We start from the raw sequence: 23,889 nt of genomic DNA on the forward strand, positions 1-23,889 counted from the left end.
CTTATAGTAGTGATTTTGCCATGAAATATAGCTCATAGATAATCATAAAAAAACCTGATTCATTTGAATCAGGTTTTTTTATCATATTAGTTTTTTGATTACTTTAATCTCCAAACTCGAACCCAGTCATAAGAAGTTGTTCTTTCTTCTTCGGTACCGGTCATCCCACCATCTGCTGGTACAGGATTCCAATCATAAGTTTCTACCACCATTCTGATATGCATATTGATATCAAAATCTGCTGCTGGTGTAACTTTTTCTGTTAATACTCCATCTAAATAAAACCAAACTTCGGTTTCACTTTTCCACCATGCTCCATAAACATGATAGTCATCGTAAACCATACCTTCATTTAAATCGGTGTTGGTTCCTTTAATTCCTTTTACATAATCACAACCCTCAGGGATATTTCTGCTGTGGGTATTTGAGTGCATAGATCGGTCAAAATGTTGTGCCCATTTACCTGTGGTGTTAATTTCACCAACACATTCTTGGATATCCAACTCTATAGTTCTTTTATTGCATCCTGATTCATTACGTCCCTCATTTATTAGCCAAAATGTAGAAGACATAAAAGTTTTGTTTGCTTTCATTCTAGCTTCATAGTATCCGAATTTAGAAGGGGCTACAGAACCTACATATCCACCACCATGTGTAAAGGTCTTTTTGTTTTTAACAATTGGATTGGGTAATGTATAGGCAGTTATTTTCAAAGATCCATCTTCTACTTTTATATTGTCTTGCATAAATAGTCCAGGAGGTCTTCCGATCCATCCACCACCGGTAACCCATTTGCTTTTGTTTAATGAAGAACCTTTAAATTCGTCCGATAAATTTTTAACAAGTTTCCATTTTTTGTCTGTTGGTTTTGGGTCATTTCCTTTTTCAAAGGTTGGTGCCTTTTGTGCAGATAGAATGGTAGTGATTGCAAAAACACTGAAAGCTAAAATTGTTTTGATTGATTTTTTCATTGTATAAGATTTTATAATTCTAAAATACTTGTTTCCTATGATTCACATAATGAGGGATGGTTTTATTTAAACGACAGATGATTTTATGTTGAATGGAAATTAGGGTCAACTGTTGGTTAAATTTAAGGATGTTTTTTTCGCGGAACTTAGTTGTGTCTATGAAAAAAAAATTAAATTTGATTTATAAAAAATCTTTAGACTATGAGAACAATTTTATTTTTAATATGTAGTGTCGTGTTTTCTATTTCTTCGTTAAGCGCTCAAACAGATGCAGCTAAGGGAAAGAAAATTTTTAATGGCAATTGTGCCGCCTGTCACAAACTTGATAAAAAGTTAATCGGCCCTGCCTTGGGGAAAATTTCTGAGAGAAGAAAAAAAGAGTGGACTGTTGAGTTTATAAAGGACAGTAAAGGACTAATGGCAAAAGGAGATAAAGATGCTATAGAGATTTATGAGAAGTATAATAAAATTCCAATGATGTCTTATTCTTATTTAAGTGATGAGGAAATTTTAAATGTGATTTATTATTTGGACAATGCTAAATAGAAAAAAAGACCATTCGTTAGAATGGTCTTTTTTTATTACAATACCCTTGCTCCAGGATATTCTTCTTTGATTTTATTCAAAACCCGATCAGCTTCAATTCGTGTTTTAAAAGAAACGGTTTGAACTTTCCATTCGGGTACTTTATAGATTCTCTTTATTTCTATTTCAGGAAATATTTCTTTGAACTCTTCCATCTTTTGCAAAGCCATTTTTTCATTTCCGTTGTATAATTGAATGCAAAATCCTTGTTTTGCCTGTTTATTGTAAGCTCTCTTTTTTACTAAAAGAGTTTGTAAACTTGCTTCTGTTGATGTTTGAGATACACCTATAAATGGTAAGCTCAATAAACTAACAATAAATAAAATTCTATTTTTCATAAAGGGTCTTATATAATGCAAAAATATAGTTTTGATTTTTATCTTAATGTATGATAGTGTTAATTTATAAATATTTTCTTTGATTATTGAAGTGATTGGATTGAATAACTGTAATAATGAAAGCGTTTTTAGTTAAGAATTGATTTATATCATTTCACCTTTATTTTATGAAAATATCGTATAAATTCCTTGTAGTTGAGTATATTATATAAGGCTATTTTCAGATATTTTATGGTAGAGTCCAATTGAGTGGAAAGTGTTGAAAATGAAGACGCTTAAACGATTTCGATAGGTTTAATATATTGGAACCTATAAGTTTAGATAACTTTATTATTTAGAATTACTATAAATTAGTTCTTAGCTTCCTTTTTTAATTTACAATTTTGGTAATAAGTAGTACTTTTGCTCAAAATTTTGGGGAAATAAATTCGTATCAATAACGGATTGTTTTATCTCAAATTAAGATAGAAAATTTATATTTTTAAGTATGAAAAGTGTGAAAAAACACAGTCAAATCGGGAGATTAGTAGTTGCTAGTCTTACTTTCTTATTTCTTTTTACCTTTAGTTTGTCTGCGCAAGGAGATGCAAAAGCTGGTAAAAGTTTGTTTAATGCTAATTGTGCTGCTTGTCATAAATTAGATAAAAAACTAGTAGGTCCGGCATTAGGGAAAATCTCTGAAAGAAGAGAGATGGATTGGTTAAAAGCATGGATTAAGGATAATAATGCCTTAAGAGCTTCAGGTGACGCGGATGCAATTGCGATTTATGAAGAGTACAAAGGTTCGCCTATGACTGCCTTTCCTCAGTTCGCAGATGCTGATATTGAAAACATTGTGGCTTACTTAGATGCTGATCCTGTGAAAAAAGCCGGTGCTGCTGCAGTTGCTGCTGCTCCAGTTGAAGTAAAGGAATCAGGCTCTTCTAATGTTATTTCATATGTTGTTTTCTTAGTATTAGCCGGGTTAATTGTATATGTTTACTTTAAAAGTGATAACGGTTTCTTGAAAATTGTTGCTACGATTATCTTGTTGTTCAATATTGCTTATTTTGGGTTTACGGCGTTAATGAGTATTGGAGTAGATCAAGGATATCAGCCAGTTCAGCCGATTGCATTCTCTCACAGGATACATGCAGGGGATAACAAAATAGACTGTCAATACTGTCACTCTTCTGCTAAAAACAGTAAGACTTCAGGGATACCTTCTGTAAATGTATGTATGAACTGTCATAAAAACATTGGAGAAGTAGCTGAAGAAACTGCAACTGCTGAACATTCTAAAGCATTCTACGATGGTGAAATTCAAAAGTTGTACAAGGCAGCTGGATGGGATTCAGAGAATCTAGAGTATACAGGTGAAACTGAGCCTATCGTATGGACTAGAATCCATAACTTACCTGATTTTGCATACTATAACCATTCTCAACACGTAACTGTTGGAGGAATCAAATGTCAGAAATGTCATGGTCCTGTTGAAGAAATGGAAGAAGTTTATCAATATTCTCCTTTGACTATGGGATGGTGTATCGACTGTCATAAAGAGACCAAAGTTAAGATGGAAGGAAATGGATACTACAAAAACATACATGAAGATTTATCTAAAAAGTATGGTGTAGAAAAAGTGACTGTCGCTCAAATGGGAGGGAAAGAATGTGGAAAATGTCACTACTAATCAATTATTAAGTTTATAAAATACCTATATATAACATGGCATCTAACAAAAAATACTGGAAAAGTGTTGAAGAACTAAACGAAAATAGTTCGATTGTTGCTAAGCTTGAAGAAAAGGAATTTGTATCAGAGATGAGTGCAGATGAATTTTTAGGAGATAAAGAGAGTTTAGAAGAATCTTCTACTTCTCGTCGTGACTTTTTAAAATATGTTGGATTTTCAACTGCAGCTGCTTCGCTTGCTGCTTGTGAAGGTCCCGTTAGAAAATCAATTCCTTATGTTGTAAAACCGGAAGAAATCACTCCAGGTATCGCAAATTACTATGCGAGTACTATTGCTGATGGTTACGATTTTGCAAATGTTTTAGTGAAAACTAGAGAAGGAAGACCAATTCTTATCAAGCCAAACAAATTGGCAAACGGAACAACGAATGCAAGAGTACAGGCTTCTGTACTTTCTTTGTACGATAGTTTACGTTTAAAAGGACCTAAAGTAAATGGAAACGATTCTTCGTGGTCTGATGTTAATGCACAAGTTAAATCTACATTGGCTGAATTAAAAGCTTCTGGAGAAAAAGTTGTTTTATTGACGGGTACTTTAGCAAGTCCATCTACAGAGAAATTGATTGCTGATTTTACTGCTGCTAACGGAAACGTTGAGCATGTTCAGTACGATGCAATGTCCGAGTCAACTGCTTTGGATGCGTTTGAAGAAGTATACGGAAAAAGAGCATTACCTAATTATGATTTTTCTGAGGCAAAAACTATTGTTGCTATTGGTGCAGATTTCTTAGGAGATTGGCAAGGTGGTGGTTTTGAGAAAAGCTATACAGAAGGTAGAAATGTTGAGGCAGGAAAAATGTCTCGTCATATTCAGGTAGAATCAAATATGTCTTTGACAGGTTCTAATGCTGATAAAAGAATTGTAGTAAAGCCATCAGAGCAAATTTATGCTTTGATCAATTTATATAATGCTGTAACTGGTGAAAACTTAACTTCTAAAGCAACCTCTAAAGATGGTGCTGTTTTGAAAGCTGCGAAGCAATTAAAAGCTGCTGGAAAGCATGGAGTTGTTGTTACAGGAATTCAAAATAAAAATGCGCAGTTAATCGCATTGGCATTGAATCAATACTTACAAAGTGAGGTGATTGATACGGCTGCGGTAAAGTATACAAGACAAGGTTCAGACGTTGCTGTAGACTTATTAATCGCTGAGATGAATGCTGGTAAAATTGGAGCAGTTATTACTTATAATACAAATCCAGTTTACACGTTAGCAAATAGTGCTGCCTTTGTAAAAGGATTGAAAAAAGTAAAACTTTCGGTTGCTTTTGCTTCTAGCGAAGATGAAACTGCAAGTATTACACAATATGCATTGCCAACTCCTCATTATTTAGAAGCTTGGGGTGATGTTCAAATCCAAGAAGGATCTTATAGTTTGACACAACCAACTGTAAATCCATTATTTGATACGAAACAATTTCAAGATTGTTTGTTAGCTTGGTCTGGTAGTGAACAATCTTACTACGATTACCTAACAAACGTATGGAATTCTGATATTTTAGGAGGTACTTCATGGAATCAAGCATTACATGATGGGATTTTTTCTAAGGAAGTAAGTGCTTTAAAAGCAAATAGTATTGATGTAGCGAAAGCTGCAAAAGCATTAAAATCTTCTGTGCAAACAGGAGCATTTGAATTGACTTTATTTGCGTCTACTGCAATTGGTGATGGTCAACAAGCAAACAACCCTTGGTTGCAGGAGTTACCAGATCCATTAACTAGAGCATCTTGGGATAACTACTTATTGATTTCTCAAGCAGATGCTGATGCTCAAGGGTTCACAAACCCAGTTAGAGATAATGGTGCTATTGACGGTCAATATGCAAATGTTACTGTAAATGGTGTTGTAGTTGAAAATGTACCAGTATTGATTCAACCTGGTCAAGCTAAAGGTTCTTTAGGTTTGGCAGTTGGATATGGGAAGACAAAAGCTATGAAATCTGAAATGCAGGTAGGTGTAAATGCTTATGCTTTATCTGTTGATAATAAAAATGTTCAGGTAGCAACAATTGAGAATGTTGGAGGAACTCACAAGTTTGCTTGTGAACAATTGCAACACACTATTGCTGGTAGATATGAAATATTAAAAGAAGTATCTTTTAAAGATTATAGTAATACTGATTTAGATCCGAAGGAATCTTGGAATCAAGTGAACAAAGTATCTTTAAAGCACGAAGAGGTTGAAGTTACTCAAGTTGATTTATGGGACGATCAAGATCGTAGTATAGGACATCACTTTAACCTTTCTATTGATTTAGGTTCATGTACTGGATGTGGGGCTTGTGTTGTAGCATGTCATGCTGAAAATAATGTACCTGTAGTTGGTAAACACGAAGTACGTGTTGGTAGAGATATGCACTGGTTGCGTATCGATAGATATTATTCTTCTGAGTTGGATGCGGACTCTGCAGAGAGAGAAGAAAACGTAAATTCTACTTCTGATGAAGTTGATACGTATTACGCTTTAGAAGCTCCTGCTGAAAATCCACAAGTATCTTTCCAACCAGTAATGTGTCAGCACTGTAACCACGCTCCATGTGAGACGGTTTGTCCAGTGGCTGCAACATCTCATGGTCGTCAAGGTCAAAACCAAATGGCATACAACAGATGTGTTGGTACAAGATATTGTGCAAACAACTGTCCTTATAGAGTACGTCGTTTCAACTGGTTTAAATACAACGAAAATTCTGAGTTTGATTTCAACATGAATGATGAGTACGGAAAAATGGTATTGAATCCAGATGTTGTTGTTAGATCAAGAGGGGTAATGGAAAAATGTTCTTTCTGTATCCAATCTACGCAAGCGGTTATCTTAAATGCTAAGAAAGAAGGTAGAAAAGTTGCTCCAGGTGAATTTAACGATGCAGTAGCATGTTCTTCAGCTTGTACAACCGGTTCTTTAGTGTTTGGTGATGTAAATGAGTCTGATGACGAAATCGTTGCTAAAAAAGAGGATAAAAGAGCTTACCGTTTGTTAGAATCAATAGGAACAGACAACAATGTACTTTACCAAGTGAAGGTAAGAAACACGGAAGAAGCATAAACTAAATTAATTAAGAAACAATATATAAATTATGTCGTCTCATTACGAAGCACCTATTAGAGAACCATTAGTATTAGGGGATAAAAGTTACCACGATATTACGGTTGATATTGCTAAGCCTATTGAAGGGAAAGCAAATAAAAATTGGTACATAGCATTTACAATTTCATTAATTGCCTTTTTATGGGGTATAGGGTGTATTACCTATACTATTGGAACAGGTATTGGAGTATGGGGATTGAACAAGAACATTGGATGGGCTTGGGATATTACTAACTTCGTTTGGTGGGTAGGTATTGGTCACGCCGGTACTTTAATCTCAGCAGTATTATTATTATTCCGTCAACGATGGAGAATGGCCATTAACCGTTCTGCAGAAGCGATGACTATCTTTGCGGTTTTCCAAGCAGGTTTGTTCCCGTTAATTCATATGGGACGTCCTTGGAATGGATACTGGGTATTACCTATTCCAAATCAATTTGGATCGTTATGGGTAAACTTTAACTCACCGTTACTTTGGGATGTATTTGCGATTTCTACCTATTTATCTGTATCATTAGTTTTCTGGTGGACTGGTTTATTACCTGATTTTGCGATGTTAAGAGATAGAGCTGTAAAGCCTTTCCAAAAGAAAATTTATGCTTTGTTAAGTTTCGGATGGTCTGGTAGAGCAAAAGATTGGCAACGTTTTGAAGAGGTTTCTTTGGTTCTTGCCGGTTTGGCAACTCCTTTGGTACTTTCAGTACATACAATTGTATCTATGGACTTTGCAACATCTATCAACCCGGGATGGCACTCGACAATTTTTCCTCCTTATTTCGTTGCCGGAGCAATCTTCTCTGGATTCGCAATGGTGCAAACGTTGTTGGGAATTATGAGAAAAGTTACAAATTTAGAAAACTACATTACACGTTTACATGTTGAATACATGAACTTCGTTATTATGTTAACGGGTGGTATTGTGGCTGTGGCCTATGCTTCTGAGTTCTTTATTGCTTGGTATACAGGTTCTCCGTACGAAAACTTTACTTATATGTCTGTAGGTGCAGCAACTGGTGCATATGGTTGGGCATTCTGGTCATTGATTTTATTTAATATTTTGATCCCTCAGTTATTGTGGGTAAGAAAGTTTAGAAGAAGTTTTATCGCTTCATTCTTAATTTCTATTGCGATTAATATTGGAATGTGGTTTGAGCGTTTTGATATTATTGCGATTGTATTAAGTAAAGGACATTTACCATCTACATGGACTCGTTTTGAGCCTACATTTGTAGACATAGGTATTTTCATTGGAACAATAGGATTCTTTGGAGTATTATTTTTACTATATGCTAGAACATTCCCAGTAATTGCTCAGGCAGAGGTAAAATCTATTTTGAAGGTATCAGGAGAAAATTATAAAAAATTAAGAGACGGAAATCATGAGTAATAAAGTAATACACGCCTTATATAATGATGATGACATCCTGATGGATGCCGTTAAGACAGTAAAAGAAAAACACATTCATATTGAGGATGTCTTTACACCTTTCCCAGTTCATGGATTGGATAAGGCTATGGGATTGCCTCATACAAAACTGGCAATAACTGCTTTCTTATATGGATTGACTGGTTTGAGTTTTGCGATTTGGATGACTAACTATATGATGATTCAGGATTGGCCACAAGATATTGGGGGTAAACCTAACTTTAGTTGGTTTTTAAACATGCCTGCATTCGTGCCAATCATGTTTGAATTAACAGTGTTTTTCGCGGCCCATCTAATGGTAATTACATTTTACATGAGAAGTAGAATTTGGCCATTTAAAGCAGCAGAGAATCCTGATGTAAGAACTACAGATGACCATTTCTTAATGGAAATCGCTATACATGATAATGAAGAGGAATTAACGTCTTTGTTGAATGAAACAGGTGCAGTTGAAATTAACGTAATTGAAAAGCAATAAGGAGATGAGAAATACGATCACTAAAATAGCAGCAATTTTATTTGTAGCAATCGCGTTTATTTCATGTAATGATAAAACGAAGCCTCAAGTTCAATATATGCCAGATATGTACACTTCTGTTGCTTATGAACCTTATGGTGTAAATTCTGGATTTGCTAATGGGATGGATTCACAATCACCTGTAGAAGGAACTATAGCAAGAGGACAAGTACCTTATGACTATCCTAATTCTAATGAAGGATATGATGCAGCCAAGAACGAATTAAAATCTCCATTAACTGAGTACACTAAGAACAGTGAAAAAGGGAAAGCTTTGTACGGAATTTATTGTGCAGTATGTCATGGTAAAAAAGGTGACGGTCAAGGAGATTTAGTAAAGAGAGAAAAGTTTTTAGGAATACCTAATTATAAAGACAGAGATATTACAGAAGGTAGTATTTATCACGTAATTATGTACGGAAGAAACTTAATGGGGTCACATGCTTCTCAATTAACAGGAGAAGAGCGTTGGCAAGTTGTGAACCATGTTCAAAAATTAAGAAACGATTTATTAAAATAATCTTTAATAAAGATTGAATTCGAATTATATGTATCAGTTTTCAGGAAAATTAAAAACAATTGCATTGGCATTAATGGTTATAGGAGCTGTGGGAGTGATCTCAGGTTTCTTATCAACGCCTAGTTCAATTGAAGAAGTAAAAGAGCACTTGCATCATGCAGAAAATGCTCATGGATCTCACGGTAAATCGCATCATGCAGACGCTGATGCTCATGTAGAACATCATGCAGAAGCAGTTCATGACGCTCATGGTGAAGCTCACGAAGAAGTGGCAGCACATGGAGAGGAAGATCATGGAGATAGTCATGCAGAACATGTATATCATCAATTAAAGAACAGACCTTGGGCGGCGTTTTATGTAGCTTGTTTGTTTTTCTTTGGAGTAACACTTTTAGTATTGGCGTTCAATGCAATTCAAAGAGTTGCGCAAGCAGGTTGGTCAATTGTTCTTTTTAGAGTTATGGAAGGAATCACAGGAAATTTATTACCTGTAACATTGATTTTACTCGTTATCTTATTATTAGGATCAGCGCATGTCCATCATTTGTTTGTTTGGATGGCGCCAGGAACTGTGGATCCAACGGCAGCTAATTATGATGCCATTATTGATGGAAAAAGCTGGTGGTTGAATGTGCCGGGTTGGACAATCAGATCTATTGTATATATCGTAGGATGGAACTTATACCGTCATTTGTCTAGAAAAGCTTCATTAGCTGAAGACAATGAAACGAATTTAGTTAGCTATAAGAAAAACTTTAAAATGTCTGTGGCGTTTTTAGGATTCTTCTTATTCACGGAATCTATGATGTCTTGGGATTGGATTATGTCTTTAGATCCTCACTGGTTTAGTACGTTATTTGGTTGGTATGTGTTGGCTACTTTCTTAGTATCTGCAGTTACGGTAATTGCGATGGTTACTGTTTACCTAAAATCAATAGGACACCTAGAGTATGTAAATAATAGTCATATTCATGATTTAGCTAAATTTATGTTTGGTTTCAGTATTTTCTGGACATACTTATGGTTCTCTCAGTTTATGTTAATTTGGTATGCTGATATGCCTGAGGAAACAACTTATTTTGTACAAAGATTTGAAGAGTATAAGTTGCCTTTCTTGATGATGATACCTATGAACTTCATTTTCCCAATCTTATTGTTGATCAACAGTGATTACAAGAGAATTCCAAACTTTGTTATTGGAGCTGGAGTTGTCGTATTGTTGGGTCATTATACAGATATTTTTATCATGGTAATGCCGGCGACTGTTGGAGGAGAGTGGTTCTTTGGAATCCCTGAAATCAGTGCAATATTATTCTTTTTAGGATTGTTTATATACGCTGTATTCTCAACAATTGCTAAAGCACCTTTATTAGCTAAAGGAAATCCTTTCTTACATGAAAGTGAAACTTTCCATTACTAATATATATTAAACTAATAATTATAAATAAATAGAACATATGCTAGCTTTATTTTACATCTTTTTAGCTGTTGCAGTAGCCCTAGGGATTTGGCAAGTGAATAGATTGACAAGTTACGGGAAGGTAATTTTAAGAAATGATAAAAACGAGGAAGTTACGGCGATTTCAAAATTAGAAGAAAACCCGTTAGCGACTGAAAAGGATAATGATTTACACGGAAAGTTATTCATGGTTTTCCTTATAGGTTTTTACGTTTTAATGACATATTGCTTATTCTTTTTGAATGATTTGATGTTACCAGAATCTGCTTCTTTTGAAGGAGAGAATGATGATAACTTATTTTTGATTTCTTTCGTTATGATAGGAATTGTTCAGTTTGCAACGCAAGGTTTGTTATTTTATTTCGCTTATAAATACAGAGGGATCAATAATAGAAAAGCATTGTTTTATGCTGATAGCCATAAGTTAGAGCTTATTTGGACAACAGTTCCTGCGATTGCCTTGACTTTATTGATCGGATACGGTTTATATACTTGGAATAATGTAATGGATTTGTCAGATGCAGAGGATCCAATCGTAATTGAAGTATATGCACAACAGTTTAACTGGCAAGCTCGTTATGCAGGTGCAGATAATACTTTAGGTAGGGGTAATGTAAGAAACATTGAAGGAATAAATACTATGGGTATAGATATGACAGATGCAAATTCTGCAGATGATATCCCTGTAAGAGAATTGCATTTACCAAAAGGTAGAAAAGTGGTTTTTAAATTCCGTTCTCAAGATGTTTTACATTCAGCTTATATGCCTCACTTTAGAGCTCAAATGAACTGTGTTCCTGGAATGGTAACTGAATTTGGATTCACTCCAAAATTTACAACAGAGGAAATGAGAGTTCAAGAGGAGACGGTTCGTAAAGTAGCGCGTGTAAATAAAGTAAGAAAAGAGAAAGGTGAAGATCCTTATGAGTTTGATTACTTATTGTTATGTAATAAAATTTGTGGAGCATCTCACTATAACATGCAAATGAAAATTGTTGTTGAAGAGGAGGCAGACTTTTACAGTTGGTTGAAACAACAAAAAACAATCGCAGAAGTAGTTAAATAAGGATAATTAAAGAATAAACATTTTCTTTCCCTTAGGGGATAAAAAAAATAAATTATATTATGTCAGAACATCATCATAAAGAAACTTTTGTAACTAAATACATCTTTAGTCAAGATCACAAAATGATTTCTAAGCAGTTCTTGATTACCGGTATTATTATGGGTGTAATCGGAGTTCTTATGTCTATGTTATTCCGTTTGCAAATTGCATGGCCGGAGCATTCGTTTTCAATTGTAGAAGCTTTTTTAGGACACCACCAGACGGATGGAGTAATGGATCCTGATATGTATTTAGCATTGGTAACAATTCATGGTACAATCATGGTTTTCTTTGTATTAACTGCTGGATTGAGTGGAACTTTTAGTAACCTTTTAATTCCTTTGCAAATTGGAGCACGTGATATGGCTTCTGGATTTATGAATATGATTTCATACTGGATGTTCTTTATTTCTAGTGTAATCATGGTAATTTCATTGTTTGTTGAAGCTGGACCAGCATCAGCAGGATGGACTATATATCCTCCATTATCTGCGTTACCACAGGCTATTCCTGGATCTGGGATGGGTATGACATTATGGTTAGTTTCTATGGCAATATTCGTAGCATCGTCATTAATAGGTTCTTTGAATTATATTGTTACTATTTTAAATTTACGAACAAAAGGAATGAAGATGACAAGATTGCCACTAACAATGTGGGCATTCTTTATTACAGCAATTATTGGTGTTGTTTCTTTCCCGGTACTTTTATCTGCAGCTTTATTATTGATTTTTGACAGAAGTTTTGGGACATCGTTCTATTTGTCTGATATTTTTATTAGTGGTGAAGTATTGCATTATCAAGGAGGTTCACCTGTATTGTTTGAGCACCTTTTTTGGTTCTTAGGTCACCCAGAGGTTTATATTGTATTATTACCTGCATTAGGAATTACTTCTGAAGTAATAGCAACCAATTCTCGTAAACCTATATTTGGATACCGTGCAATGATTGGATCAATTATGGCTATTGCATTTTTATCTACAATTGTATGGGGTCACCATATGTTTATTTCAGGAATGAATCCTTTCTTAGGTTCAGTATTTACATTTACTACCTTATTAATTGCGATTCCTTCTGCTGTAAAGGCTTTTAATTATATTACAACCCTATGGAAAGGTAATTTGCAAATGAATCCAGCCATGTTGTTTTCTATCGGATTGGTTTCTACGTTTATAACAGGAGGATTAACAGGGATTGTTTTAGGAGATAGTGCTTTGGATATTAATGTGCATGATACTTATTTCGTAGTAGCTCACTTCCACTTAGTAATGGGTGTGTCTGCAATTTATGGAATGTACGCTGGTGTGTATCACTGGTTCCCTAAAATGTACGGAAAGATGATGGATAAAACATTAGGATACTGGCATTTCTGGATAACTGCAATTGCGGCTTATGGAGTGTTTTTCCCAATGCATTTTATTGGATTAGCTGGTTTACCACGTAGGTATTATTCAAATACTGCATTTCCATTATTTGATGATTTATCAGATGTAAATGTTGTGATTACTATTTTTGCCTTGATTGGTGGTATAGGACAAATTATTTTCTTAGTAAATTTCTTTATGAGTATTTACAAAGGTAAAACTGCAGTTCAAAACCCTTGGAAATCTACAACATTAGAGTGGACTACTCCAGTAGAAGGTATTCATGGGAACTGGCCAGGAAAAATTCCTACGGTTGAGCGTTGGGCTTACGATTACAGTAAACCTGGTCATGATGAAGATTTCGTTATGCAACATGTGCCATTAAAAGATGGAGAAGAAGAATCTTAAATGATTTTAATGAATATATTAAAAGCCTTTCTTAATTAGAAAGGCTTTTTTATTTTGTATATTATTGGACCTATTTTTAATGAAGCTATGAAAATAATAAAAACACAAACGTTACCAGAAGTTGGAGTAAGCCATAATAAAGATATTATGAAAAAAGTATTTATTGGAAGAAACGAAATTCCTAAACTGATGATGTTTGGTTCAGCGACCTTTTTACCGGGTCAGTCGGTTGAAATGCATAAACACGATACTATGTATGAAGTTTTTTACATTCAAACAGGAAAGGTTGATTTTATTGTTGAGAAAAGGAAAATTACTTTAGTTGCTGGTGACTGTATTACAATAGATCAAGGTGAATATCATTGCCAAATGAATATATATGATAACCCGGTAACATGGTTGTATTTTGGTATAGCTACTGACTGAAATGTAATCCATTTAAATAGGGAGTTTGAAATTTAGTAGTATTTAGTGAAAATATTACATAAATGGGTGTATTTCGTGTGTGAATGGTTTTAAAACGGTAATAAACGGAACTTTTTTGTATATTGTTGGCATAAAATATTAATTATGATCATTCTACCCCTAAACTTGATTTTAAAATTAGCTTCTTTAGACTTTTATTGTAACTCCTTGGTTTTTAAATACCCCTAGTATTTAGAGAGTACTTAGTGACTTTTTTATTTCTCTAAAGTCATAATATCAAATTTTTAATTAGTTATCTACCCCTAACTTTTCTACTATGGCCTACCCCTGCCAAAGAAGTAAATCACTGTATGTTGTGTTTTACTTTCTAATCCCGTTCTTTCTATTTTCTAATGAATATAGGATTTTTGACTATGCCTTAAATGAAGGAATGCATTCTTCTTCTTTATCTGAATCGATTGAGGAGATTGATGGTAATGTGGTTTATTTTAAATCCAGAGATGAGCTTTTAAATTCTAAAAAGCTTTACGACACAGCAGTTAGTGTTAGTTTTCCAAAATTTATGAACGTTAGTGCTTTTGGATTGTCATCTGCAATGTTCAGTTACGTGTCGACAACTCCATTTGATAATGGTGTGACATTTAATGAGGATAAAGAATTCTTAATACCAAATACAAATGAAATTGAAAACAATCCGTTGATGCGTTTTAAGCCGGATCCTGCTTTGGGTGTTGCTGTATCCGGTAAAACAATAAGTAATGGCCAGCCTTGGGCAACAAGTGTTGTTTTTGATCATAAAGCATCAACTGGTAATGTTACACTTTGGTCTCAGACCTATAGTCAAACAGCTTTCCATCAATTTGGGAAAGTAGCCCTGTCAATTGATAATAATAGATTGAAATTTTATTATGGGGATGAGGTAGCGAATCTACAATGGAATTCAAATACAAACTTTACAGATGGAGTCCGATATCATGTTTATGTAGATTATAATGGAGGCTCAACTAGAGGTTCAGATCCTATTCCTTTTAGGATACGAATCGTTGATTCTTTTGGTAATGTTACAACTCCTGATGGAAATTGGAGTGTTTTCAATGGTGGATATCCGACAAATGGAACATGTATTACTGCGAGGTGCGGATCCAGTGAGAGGATCTATGGATATTTTTATGTTGGTACTAATTATCTAACGAGTCGTATTACAGAGGATGCTGTGGATGTGTTTAATAGTAAAATTTATTCTATAGTGTTGACCACATTAACGACCAATACCACCTTGCCTACGGATACAGAGATTACAATGTTCACATTAGATCCTTTAAAGTGGCTTGTAGACTACAAAGAAGGTAAACCATGGAGAAAGCCAAATGAAAATGCCTCTACTTCTAATTTTATTTTAAATTCATCTGATGCTGCTGATGGTGCTCAAGGCACAAAAGTTTGGTTGATGGGAGATGGCCTATTTGACAGTGCAACCAATATTGAAAATCAAGTAGCTTATGGTATTTCTTCTCAAGATTTATCAACAGATACCGTATTGCCTCCCTTTGAAGGAGTGGCTCCAAAATTAACGGATCCTGGTGTTCTTAGTGTAAATGAAAACATAACAGGATCTTTTTATACGGTAAAGGCAAATGTTTCAGGTGTAAAATATTTTCTTGGACCTGGAGATAACAACCGTTTTATACTTGACCAAACGACAGGCGAACTTAGTTTTAAAAATATTCCAGATTATGAAAACCCGGTAGATGTAGGAAATAATAACGAATATGAAGTAAAGATAATTGCAAGAGATTCCTTTGGTGTTGAAGTTGAATTACAACTAAAGATAGTGGTTCTAAACATAAATGAATTAGATATTGAATTTGATAACATTGGCAAAACTTATGGAGATGCTGATTTTAATTTAGCTGCTACTTCAAACTCTGGTGGTTTAATAACTTATAAAATACTTGTAGGTTCTAGTTTAGTGGACGGATATTTTGATACAAACTTAAGCGGTTTAAATAATTCAAGTGTAAGTATTGGAGATGCAGGTACAATTACGATTCGCGCAATGGTGGAACAGAATGCTGGAATTGATGCTGGCTTTAAAGATGTGATACTTACCATTGCTAAAAAAGAAATTACAATAACACCAAACGTTGGACAGACTAAAATTTATGGTGTTGCTGATCCAACGGAATATTTGTTTACAACCTCTACCAATTTGAAATCGGGTGATGATTTTTTCGGAGGTCTGACAAGAGCATCAGGAGATACTGTGGGTACCTATGAAATATCTAAGGGTGACTTAAGAACTACTAATGATGCAAATTATAATTTGGTATTTACTTCAGGTGTCGATTTTACGATTACACCAAAAGAGATTTCTGTAACCCCTAGAATTGGCCAAACTAAAGTATTTGGAAGTTTGGACTCAATTTTAATCTACGACGTTGTGCCAGCCTTGGAATCAGGAGATGTTTTTACCGGTAGTTTAAATAGAGAGACAGGAGATGATATAGGGAATTATAAAATTACGCAGAGTGATTTGACTGCCGGCTCTAATTATATTCTTTCTTTTACTACCGGTGTTGATTTTAGTATAACGCCAAAAGATATTTCTATTATACCAGTATCAGGACAGACAAAAGTATATGGAGATTCGGAACCGGTTTTGACCTATACTGTTTTCCCAGGATTAAATACAGGCGATTTTTTCACCGGAGATTTAGTCAGAGTATCAGGAGAAAATTCTGGAGATTATGCTATTGGACTGGGCGATCTTAGTGCAGGTCCCAATTATAACTTAGTATTTGATTCGGGAATTGATTTTACTGTTTTACCATTAGAAATTCTTGTAACTCCGCTACCAGGACAGACAAAAGTTTATAAAGAAAATGACCCTGTTATCTTGAATTATAGTGTTTTTCCGGATTTAAATATAGGCGATTCTTTTACAGGTGAGTTAAGCAGAGTTTCAGGAGAAAATGTCGGGAATTATAGTATTACTTTGGGTGATCTTAATGCAGGGTCTAATTACAACTTGGTGCTTGCAGCAGGAAATGATTTTAAGATTATACCAAAAACAGTTACGGTGACACCAACGACAGGTCAATCTAAAGTTTATGGCGAAACCGAACCGGTTTTTGAGTATACCATTTCTTCTGAATTAGAATTTGGTGATGTTTTTACAGGTAGTTTGAGTAGAGCATCAGGGGATGATATAGGTAATTATGAAATTACGCAGAATGATTTGACTGCAGGATCTAATTATAACTTGATTTTTACTTCAGGAGTTGATTTTACGATTACTCCTAAAGTTATTTCGGTAACACCTGTATTAGATCAATCAAAAATTTATGGAGAAACAGATCCTGTTTTGATTTATAATGCTTCCCCTTCTTTAAATATTGGTGATTCTTTTTCAGGAAGTTTGACGCGGGTGTCAGGTAATAATGCAGGGAATTATGCCATCGGTCAAGGTGATTTAAGTGCTGGTTCAAACTATACCATCATATTTAATTCTGGCATAAATTTCACGATTGTACCCAAAGATATTATGGTAACTCCTATTACCGGGCAGTCGAAGATTTATGGTGATACAGATCCCAATTTTGCATACAGTTTATTGCCGACATTGGAAATAGGAGATGTTTTTTCTGGACAATTATCAAGAGTATCTGGTGAAAATATTGGAGAATATGAAATAACTCAAGGAAGCTTCAGCGCTGGAACTAATTACAACTTGCTTTTCGTTACGGGTAAAAATTTCAAGATAGATACTAAGGTAATAAGCATCAAACCGGATACCAATCAATCCAAAGTATATGGGTCAGCGGATCCCATCATAAGTTTTACCACAATTCCGAGCTTGGTAGGCGGAGATGTTTTTACGGGGAATCTTACAAGAATCCCAGGTGAAAATATTGGAGCTTATGCAATCAACCAAGGATCATTAACAGCAGGAAGCAACTATACATTAGTTTTTGACCCCAATATTGATTTTAGGATCAATTCAAAAGAGATATCCATAACACCTTTAGTAGGACAATCAAAGGTATTTGGTACAGTAGATCCTATTTTAAAATATTCAGTTGCTCCTTCCTTAGAATTAGGAGATGTTTTAAGTGGGGATCTATCAAGGGTATCTGGTGAAAATATTGGTTTTTATGCTATTTCTCAAGGAACGTTGAATGCTGGAGCCAATTATACCTTGGTTTTTAATGAAGGTGTTGATTTTAGAGTTGCTCCTAAAGAAATACGAGTAACTCCACTATCTGGTCAATCTAAGGTGTACGGACAAACTGATCCAATACTTTCCTATAGACATACTCCAGATTTAGAGCCTGGAGATAATTTTACAGGAGATTTAGTTAGAGTATTGGGCGAAAATATTGGCGAATTTGAGATTAGCCAAGGAAGTCTTAATGCCGGATCTAATTATTCTTTGGTTTTTGAATCAGGTATTGATTTTACAATCATTCCAAAAAACATAACAGTCACGCCTGTTGCTGGACAGTCGAAAATATATGGAGATCTAGATCCAAGTATTTTGTTCAATGTGTCATCTGCATTGGAATATGGAGATGTCTTTTCGGGAAGCTTAGGAAGAACTATTGGTGAGGATGTTGGCAGTTATGCAATCACCAATGGAGATTTAACAGCAGGTCCTAATTATAATTTAATATATAATTCGGGGGTTGATTTTAATATTTTACCGAAGGACATTGTCATCACCTCTTCTTCTGGTCAAACTAAAATATATGGAGAGATTGACCCGAAATTTACCTATGATATTATACCAGATTTGCTGTCGGGTGATTCTTTTACAGGTGGGTTAAGCAGAGTTTCAGGAGAAATCGTAGGGAATTATAGTATTACTTTGGGTGATCTTAATGCAGGGTCTAATTACAACTTGGTGCTTGCAGCAGGAAATGATTTTAAGATTATACCAAAAACAGTTACGGTGACACCAACGACAGGTCAATCTAAAGTTTATGGCGAAACCGAACCGGTTTTTGAGTATACCATTTCTTCTGAATTAGAATTTGGTGATGTTTTTACAGGTAGTTTGAGTAGAGCATCAGGGGATGATATAGGTAATTATGAAATTACGCAGAATGATTTGACTGCAGGATCTAATTATAACTTGATTTTTACTTCAGGAGTTGATTTTACGATTACTCCTAAAGTTATTTCGGTAATACCTGTATTAGATCAATCAAAAATTTATGGAGAAACAGATCCTGTTTTGATTTATAATGCTTCCCCTTCTTTAAATATTGGTGATTCTTTTTCAGGAAGTTTGACGCGGGTGTCAGGTAATAATGCAGGGAATTATGCCATCGGTCAAGGTGATTTAAGTGCTGGTTCAAACTATACCATCTTATTTAATTCTGGCATAAATTTCACGATTTTACCCAAAGATATTATGGTAACTCCTATTACCGGTCAGTCGAAGATTTATGGTGATACAGATCCCAATTTTGCATACAGTTTATTGCCGACATTGGAAATAGGAGATGTTTTTTCTGGACAATTATCAAGAGTATCTGGTGAAAATATTGGAGAATATGAAATAACTCAAGGAAGCTTCAGCGCTGGAACTAATTACAACTTGCTTTTCGTTACGGGTAAAAATTTCAAGATAGATACTAAGGTAATAAACATCAGACCGGACACCAACCAATCCAAAGTATATGGGTCAGCGGATCCCATCATAAGTTTTACCACAATTCCGAGCTTGGTAGGCGGAGATGTTTTTACGGGGAATCTTACAAGAATCCCAGGTGAAAATATTGGAGCTTATGCAATCAACCAAGGATCATTAACAGCAGGAAGCAACTATACACTAGTTTTTGACCCCAATATTGATTTTAGGATCAATTCCAAAGAGATATCCATAACACCTTTAGTAGGACAATCAAAGGTATTTGGTACAGTAGATCCTATTTTAAAATATTCAGTCGCCCCTTCCTTAGAATTAGGAGATGTTTTAAGTGGGGATCTATCAAGGGTATCTGGTGAAAATATTGGTTTTTATGCTATTTCTCAAGGAACATTGAATGCTGGAGCCAATTATACCTTGGTTTTTAACGAAGGTGTTGATTTTAGAGTTGCCCCTAAAGAAATACGAGTAACTCCACTATCTGGTCAATCTAAGGTGTATGGACAAACTGATCCAATACTTTCCTATAGACATACTCCAGATTTAGAGCCTGGGGATAATTTTACAGGAAATTTAATTAGAGTATTGGGCGAAAATATTGGCGAATTTGAGATTAGCCAAGGAAGTCTTAATGCCGGATCTAATTATTCTTTGGTTTTTGATTCAGGTATTGATTTTACAATCATTCCAAAAAACATAACAGTCACGCCCGTTGCTGGACAGTCGAAAATATATGGAGATCTAGATCCAAATATTTTGTTCAATGTGTCATCTGCATTGGAATTTGGAGATGTCTTTTCGGGAAGTTTAGGAAGAACTATTGGTGAGGATGTTGGCGGTTATGCAATCACCAATGGAGATTTAACAGCAGGTCCTAATTATAATTTAATATATAATTCGGGAGTGGATTTTAATATTTTACCAAAAAAGATTTTGATTACTCCAACATCAGGTCAGTCAAAAGAATATGGTCAATCTGATCCTGTTTTTGAGTATACTATTTTTCCTAATACTGTTGATTCTTCCGAAATAAATGGAGATTTATCAAGGGTTTCAGGTGAGAATATTGGAGCTTATGAACTATTACTGGGGAGTTTGTCGGCATCAAAAAATTATGAAATTCAATTGACTGCTGGTGTCAATTTTAAGATCCAACTTAGGAATCCTAATTTGGAGGTAAATGATATTGTCAAGACTTATGGGGATGCTGATTTTAAGTTAGATGCTGCCTCAGATTCCAAAGGAATGATTACTTACAGTATTCTTGGGGATGGAAATGGAACAACCTTATCAGGTGCTAGGAATGAGATTATCTCTATTGGAAATGCAGGAAATGTTATAATTAGGGTGTCTATCACTGCAACTACCAATTATTCTGAATCCTATAAAGATATTCAACTTACCATTGACAAGGCAGTTTTAAGTGCCAAAGCAGAAAATGTATCTAGAGTTTATTTAAGTGATAACCCTGATTTTACAATTATTTATAATGGTTTTGTGAATGGAGACACCGTTGCGGATATTGATGAGGAACCTACCGCGAAGACCATTGCTACTTTCGATTCAAATGTTGGAGAATATTACATTGTTCTTTATGGTGGGATGGATAATAATTACACCATAGAGTCTGGATTGTTCAGTTTGGGTGTATTGACCATTGTTCAAAGAATACCATCCATTGTGTTTTCAAATATTAGCAAAACCTATGGAGATCCTGATTTTAATTTGGAAGCAACCACAACTTCTGTTGGAGAAATTTCATACAGTTTTGTTGGTGATGCTATTGGAAATACATTATCTGGGGTAGGGAATGATATCTTTTCTATTGTCAATGCTGGTTCAGTAAGAGTTAGAGCTACTGTAGAGGGGACAACAAATTATGCGACCGTATATAGAGATATAACCGTTACAGTTGATAAAAAAGATTTAATAGCAAGAGCGAATGATATATCAAGACTTTATGGAGAGGAAAACCCAGAGTTTACTATCGATTATGAAGGATTTGTCTATGAGGATAGTGAATCGGATCTTGATGAAATTCCACTGGCAATCAGTATCACCGATAAGTATTCAAATGTTGGGGAGTATTTTATTTTGTTATTCGGTGGATCTGATAATAACTATAATATTATCACCAGTGTATTAAACCCAGGGGTTTTGACCGTTCTTCCACAGAAACCGATTATAGATTTTGAAAATATCACAAAAACATATGGAGATCCAGATTTTGATTTATCTGAATTGACAGATTCTGATATTTCTATTAAATATACTATCGTAGGAGAAGAAAACGGAACGACTCTTTATGGCGCAAACAATCAAAAAGTAGCCATAGGAAATGCTGGAGCTGTTAAGATAAAGGCTACCTATGGAGCTACTGCTAATTATGAAGGGGTGTCTCAAGAAATCATATTGATTGTTGAGAAATCTAAAATAGGAATAGATTTAATTGAAGTTTCTAAAGAATATGGGCAGTTAGATCCTGAGTTTGAATACACCCTTACTTCTGGAAATGTCAAAGAAGGGGAAGAGTTATTTCTTTCCAGGGTAAAAGGTGAAAATATTGGTTCTTACGCTATTTACCCGAGTATTGCCAATTCGAATTATGAAATTACTTATAAAAAAGCCAACTTAAATATTACAAAGGCTATTGTGACTGTTAGAGCCAAATCACAAACTAAAATATATGGTGAAAAAGATCCGGAATTTGATTTTGAATTTGAAATAGGTGCGTTGTCTAGTTGGGATACTTTAGAGGTTACAAGAGAGCCTGGAGAAGATGTAGGGATTTATAAAATCTTTGCGACACTGGATGGTAACAATTATGAACTGACCTATATTGGTGCAAACTTAGAGATTACAAAATCAATTATTACGGTAGAAGCCAAAAGTCAAGTAAAGACTTATGGCTCTCCAGATCCAAAATTCACCTATCAAGTAACCTCAGGGTTGTTTGTAGAGGGAGATGTTTTTGAAGGAGAATTGATAAGAGAAGAAGGTGAAGTGCTAGGCATATATCCGATATATTCTACTTTATCACATCCAAATTATTTAATAACCTATATCAGCTCTAATTTGACGATTATTGTAGGAGAACTGATTATTGAATTGGATCACTTAACAAAAGGATTCGGCACGGTAGATCCAGAATTTACCTACAGAATAACTTCAGGAGATTTTGATAATTCCACAGATCTTTCTGCTCTTATTAAAAGAGAATTAGGGGAAGACGTAGGAGTGTATAAAATCAGCTTGGACTATACCAATGCTAATTATTCAATTACGATTGTTGAGGGAACTTTAACCATCGAAAAAATTGTGCCAGTTGTGGCTACGATGGATGCTTCAGAAGTTTCAGGTAGAACCGCTATGTTTGAAGGGAAGCTCATTTCAAATGGAGGAAATGAGGTTATAGAACAAGGATTTATGTTAGGGTTTGTCAATTCAAATTTGGTTGCTAAAAATTCTTCTGTATTGGTAAGAATTGAACTAGATGCTAATGATCCATTTAGAAGTGTTGAAGATAATTTGAATAGTGAAACCACTTATTACTATAGAGCTTATGCAATCAATTCAACAGGAATAGGATATGGTGAAATTAGAAGTTTTACAACGTTGGATATCACCGCTCCGAATCCACCAACTGTGTTACAAGCGGCTACATTTACTTGTCCAGACAATAGAGAGGTGACTTCTGATAATAATTTCATTATTCATGGAACTGCCGAGCCAGAAAGTGTGGTAGAGGTATTTATGAATGGAGATTCAAAAGGATACGCAAATACGGATATTGCTGGAGACTGGAGCTTAGATATGAGTGAGGTAACTCAGGCTGACGGACGATATGATTTTACGGCGACTGCCACAGATTTATCAATGAATACAAGTACTATGTCTGATACCTATTCGATTCTTATTTCTACGGTTAATAGTGATTTAGATGATATTCCTGATCACTGTGATGAGGATGATGAGAATGACGGTTATCTAGATGCGAACCAAATTCAGGAAAAGGTTGGATATGGAATTTCTCCAAATGGAGATGGTGTTAATGATGTGTTGGTTATTAGAGATATTGAAAATTATCCGAACAACCAGTTAACTATTTATAGTAGATCTGGAGCTCTTGTGTATAAGGCTAATTCTTATGACAATACTTGGGATGGACGAAATATGTTTACCAGTGGAGAAGCTAAACTTCCGGAAGGTTCTTACTTTTTTGTGTTGGATTTAAAGACATCAGGAAAGCATATTGTACAAGGTTGGATTTACATAACATACTAAAAGATTGGAGATGAC

13 protein-coding genes are annotated in these 23,889 nt (G+C 34.8%); 11 read left to right on the forward strand and 2 right to left on the reverse strand.

The genetic code is table 11. The annotated features are described in order from the left end of the window. Positions 1-98: 98 nt before the first annotated feature. Positions 99-971, reverse strand: a complete 873-nt coding sequence (locus AC2DZ0_RS12950; protein WP_484642241.1) for a family 16 glycosylhydrolase — start codon at positions 969-971, stop codon at positions 99-101. Positions 972-1,172: 201 nt separating this feature from the next. On the opposite strand from AC2DZ0_RS12950, the gene AC2DZ0_RS12955 reads away from it, so the two are divergent. Then, positions 1,173-1,517, forward strand: a complete 345-nt coding sequence (locus AC2DZ0_RS12955; protein WP_484642242.1) for a c-type cytochrome — start codon at positions 1,173-1,175, stop codon at positions 1,515-1,517. A 35-nt stretch (positions 1,518-1,552) separates the two neighbouring features. On the opposite strand, the gene AC2DZ0_RS12960 is transcribed toward AC2DZ0_RS12955, so the two are convergent. Beyond that, the gene (locus tag AC2DZ0_RS12960; protein WP_484490474.1) at positions 1,553-1,894 is read right to left on the reverse strand and encodes a hypothetical protein; all 342 of its coding nucleotides are present in this window, start codon (positions 1,892-1,894) and stop codon (positions 1,553-1,555) included. A 487-nt stretch (positions 1,895-2,381) separates the two neighbouring features. Here AC2DZ0_RS12960 and AC2DZ0_RS12965 point away from each other — a divergent pair, with 487 nt between their 5' ends. The 10 genes from AC2DZ0_RS12965 (at position 2,382) to AC2DZ0_RS13010 (ending at position 23,874) form a co-directional block, all read left to right on the forward strand. Further along, positions 2,382-3,566, forward strand: coding sequence for a c-type cytochrome (locus AC2DZ0_RS12965; RefSeq protein ID WP_484642243.1), 1,185 nt, complete (start codon positions 2,382-2,384; stop codon positions 3,564-3,566). Between the two features lie 35 nt (positions 3,567-3,601). Next, a complete protein-coding gene (locus tag AC2DZ0_RS12970) occupies positions 3,602-6,670 on the forward strand; it encodes a TAT-variant-translocated molybdopterin oxidoreductase (protein WP_484642245.1) in 3,069 nt (1,022 codons plus the stop codon). 31 nt (positions 6,671-6,701) lie between these two features. Beyond that, complete coding sequence (nrfD, locus tag AC2DZ0_RS12975) at positions 6,702-8,099, forward strand: NrfD/PsrC family molybdoenzyme membrane anchor subunit (RefSeq protein ID WP_484642247.1); 1,398 nt, start codon at positions 6,702-6,704, stop codon at positions 8,097-8,099. Continuing rightward, positions 8,092-8,616 carry a DUF3341 domain-containing protein gene (locus AC2DZ0_RS12980; RefSeq protein WP_484490478.1) on the forward strand — a complete coding sequence of 175 codons (525 nt, stop codon included), beginning with the start codon at positions 8,092-8,094 and terminating at the stop codon, positions 8,614-8,616. The genes nrfD and AC2DZ0_RS12980 overlap by 8 nt, the downstream gene beginning before the upstream one ends. A 4-nt stretch (positions 8,617-8,620) precedes the next feature. After that, positions 8,621-9,175: a c-type cytochrome gene (locus tag AC2DZ0_RS12985; protein ID WP_484642248.1), complete on the forward strand. Its 555-nt coding sequence runs from the start codon at positions 8,621-8,623 to the stop codon at positions 9,173-9,175. Positions 9,176-9,203: 28 nt separating this feature from the next. After that, positions 9,204-10,595, forward strand: a complete 1,392-nt coding sequence (locus AC2DZ0_RS12990; protein ID WP_484642249.1) for a histidine-rich protein — start codon at positions 9,204-9,206, stop codon at positions 10,593-10,595. A 37-nt stretch (positions 10,596-10,632) separates the two neighbouring features. Further along, complete coding sequence (locus AC2DZ0_RS12995; protein WP_484642251.1) at positions 10,633-11,700, forward strand: cytochrome c oxidase subunit II; 1,068 nt, start codon at positions 10,633-10,635, stop codon at positions 11,698-11,700. A gap of 59 nt (positions 11,701-11,759) precedes the next feature. After that, positions 11,760-13,511, forward strand: coding sequence for a cytochrome c oxidase subunit I (locus tag AC2DZ0_RS13000; protein WP_484490482.1), 1,752 nt, complete (start codon positions 11,760-11,762; stop codon positions 13,509-13,511). Positions 13,512-13,598: 87 nt separating this feature from the next. Then, entirely contained in the window at positions 13,599-13,937 is a 339-nt protein-coding gene (locus AC2DZ0_RS13005) for a cupin domain-containing protein (RefSeq protein WP_484642252.1), read from the forward strand. A gap of 316 nt (positions 13,938-14,253) precedes the next feature. Next, entirely contained in the window at positions 14,254-23,874 is a 9,621-nt protein-coding gene (locus AC2DZ0_RS13010; RefSeq protein WP_484642253.1) for an MBG domain-containing protein, read from the forward strand. Positions 23,875-23,889: the final 15 nt, after the last annotated feature.

This window comes from Flavicella sp. IMCC45668 (assembly GCF_057219105.1).

Bases quoted from the DNA above. Each gene is read 5' to 3' on its own strand.
- AC2DZ0_RS12950 (WP_484642241.1), bottom strand. From the start codon at position 971: ATGAAAAAATCAATCAAAACAATTTTAGCTTTCAGTGTTTTTGCAATC.
- AC2DZ0_RS12955 (WP_484642242.1), top strand. From the start codon at position 1,173: ATGAGAACAATTTTATTTTTAATATGTAGTGTCGTGTTTTCTATTTCT.
- AC2DZ0_RS12960 (WP_484490474.1), bottom strand. From the start codon at position 1,894: ATGAAAAATAGAATTTTATTTATTGTTAGTTTATTGAGCTTACCATTT.
- AC2DZ0_RS12965 (WP_484642243.1), top strand. From the start codon at position 2,382: ATGAAAAGTGTGAAAAAACACAGTCAAATCGGGAGATTAGTAGTTGCT.
- AC2DZ0_RS12970 (WP_484642245.1), top strand. From the start codon at position 3,602: ATGGCATCTAACAAAAAATACTGGAAAAGTGTTGAAGAACTAAACGAA.
- nrfD (WP_484642247.1), top strand. From the start codon at position 6,702: ATGTCGTCTCATTACGAAGCACCTATTAGAGAACCATTAGTATTAGGG.
- AC2DZ0_RS12980 (WP_484490478.1), top strand. From the start codon at position 8,092: ATGAGTAATAAAGTAATACACGCCTTATATAATGATGATGACATCCTG.
- AC2DZ0_RS12985 (WP_484642248.1), top strand. From the start codon at position 8,621: ATGAGAAATACGATCACTAAAATAGCAGCAATTTTATTTGTAGCAATC.
- AC2DZ0_RS12990 (WP_484642249.1), top strand. From the start codon at position 9,204: ATGTATCAGTTTTCAGGAAAATTAAAAACAATTGCATTGGCATTAATG.
- AC2DZ0_RS12995 (WP_484642251.1), top strand. From the start codon at position 10,633: ATGCTAGCTTTATTTTACATCTTTTTAGCTGTTGCAGTAGCCCTAGGG.
- AC2DZ0_RS13000 (WP_484490482.1), top strand. From the start codon at position 11,760: ATGTCAGAACATCATCATAAAGAAACTTTTGTAACTAAATACATCTTT.
- AC2DZ0_RS13005 (WP_484642252.1), top strand. From the start codon at position 13,599: ATGAAAATAATAAAAACACAAACGTTACCAGAAGTTGGAGTAAGCCAT.
- AC2DZ0_RS13010 (WP_484642253.1), top strand. From the start codon at position 14,254: ATGGCCTACCCCTGCCAAAGAAGTAAATCACTGTATGTTGTGTTTTAC.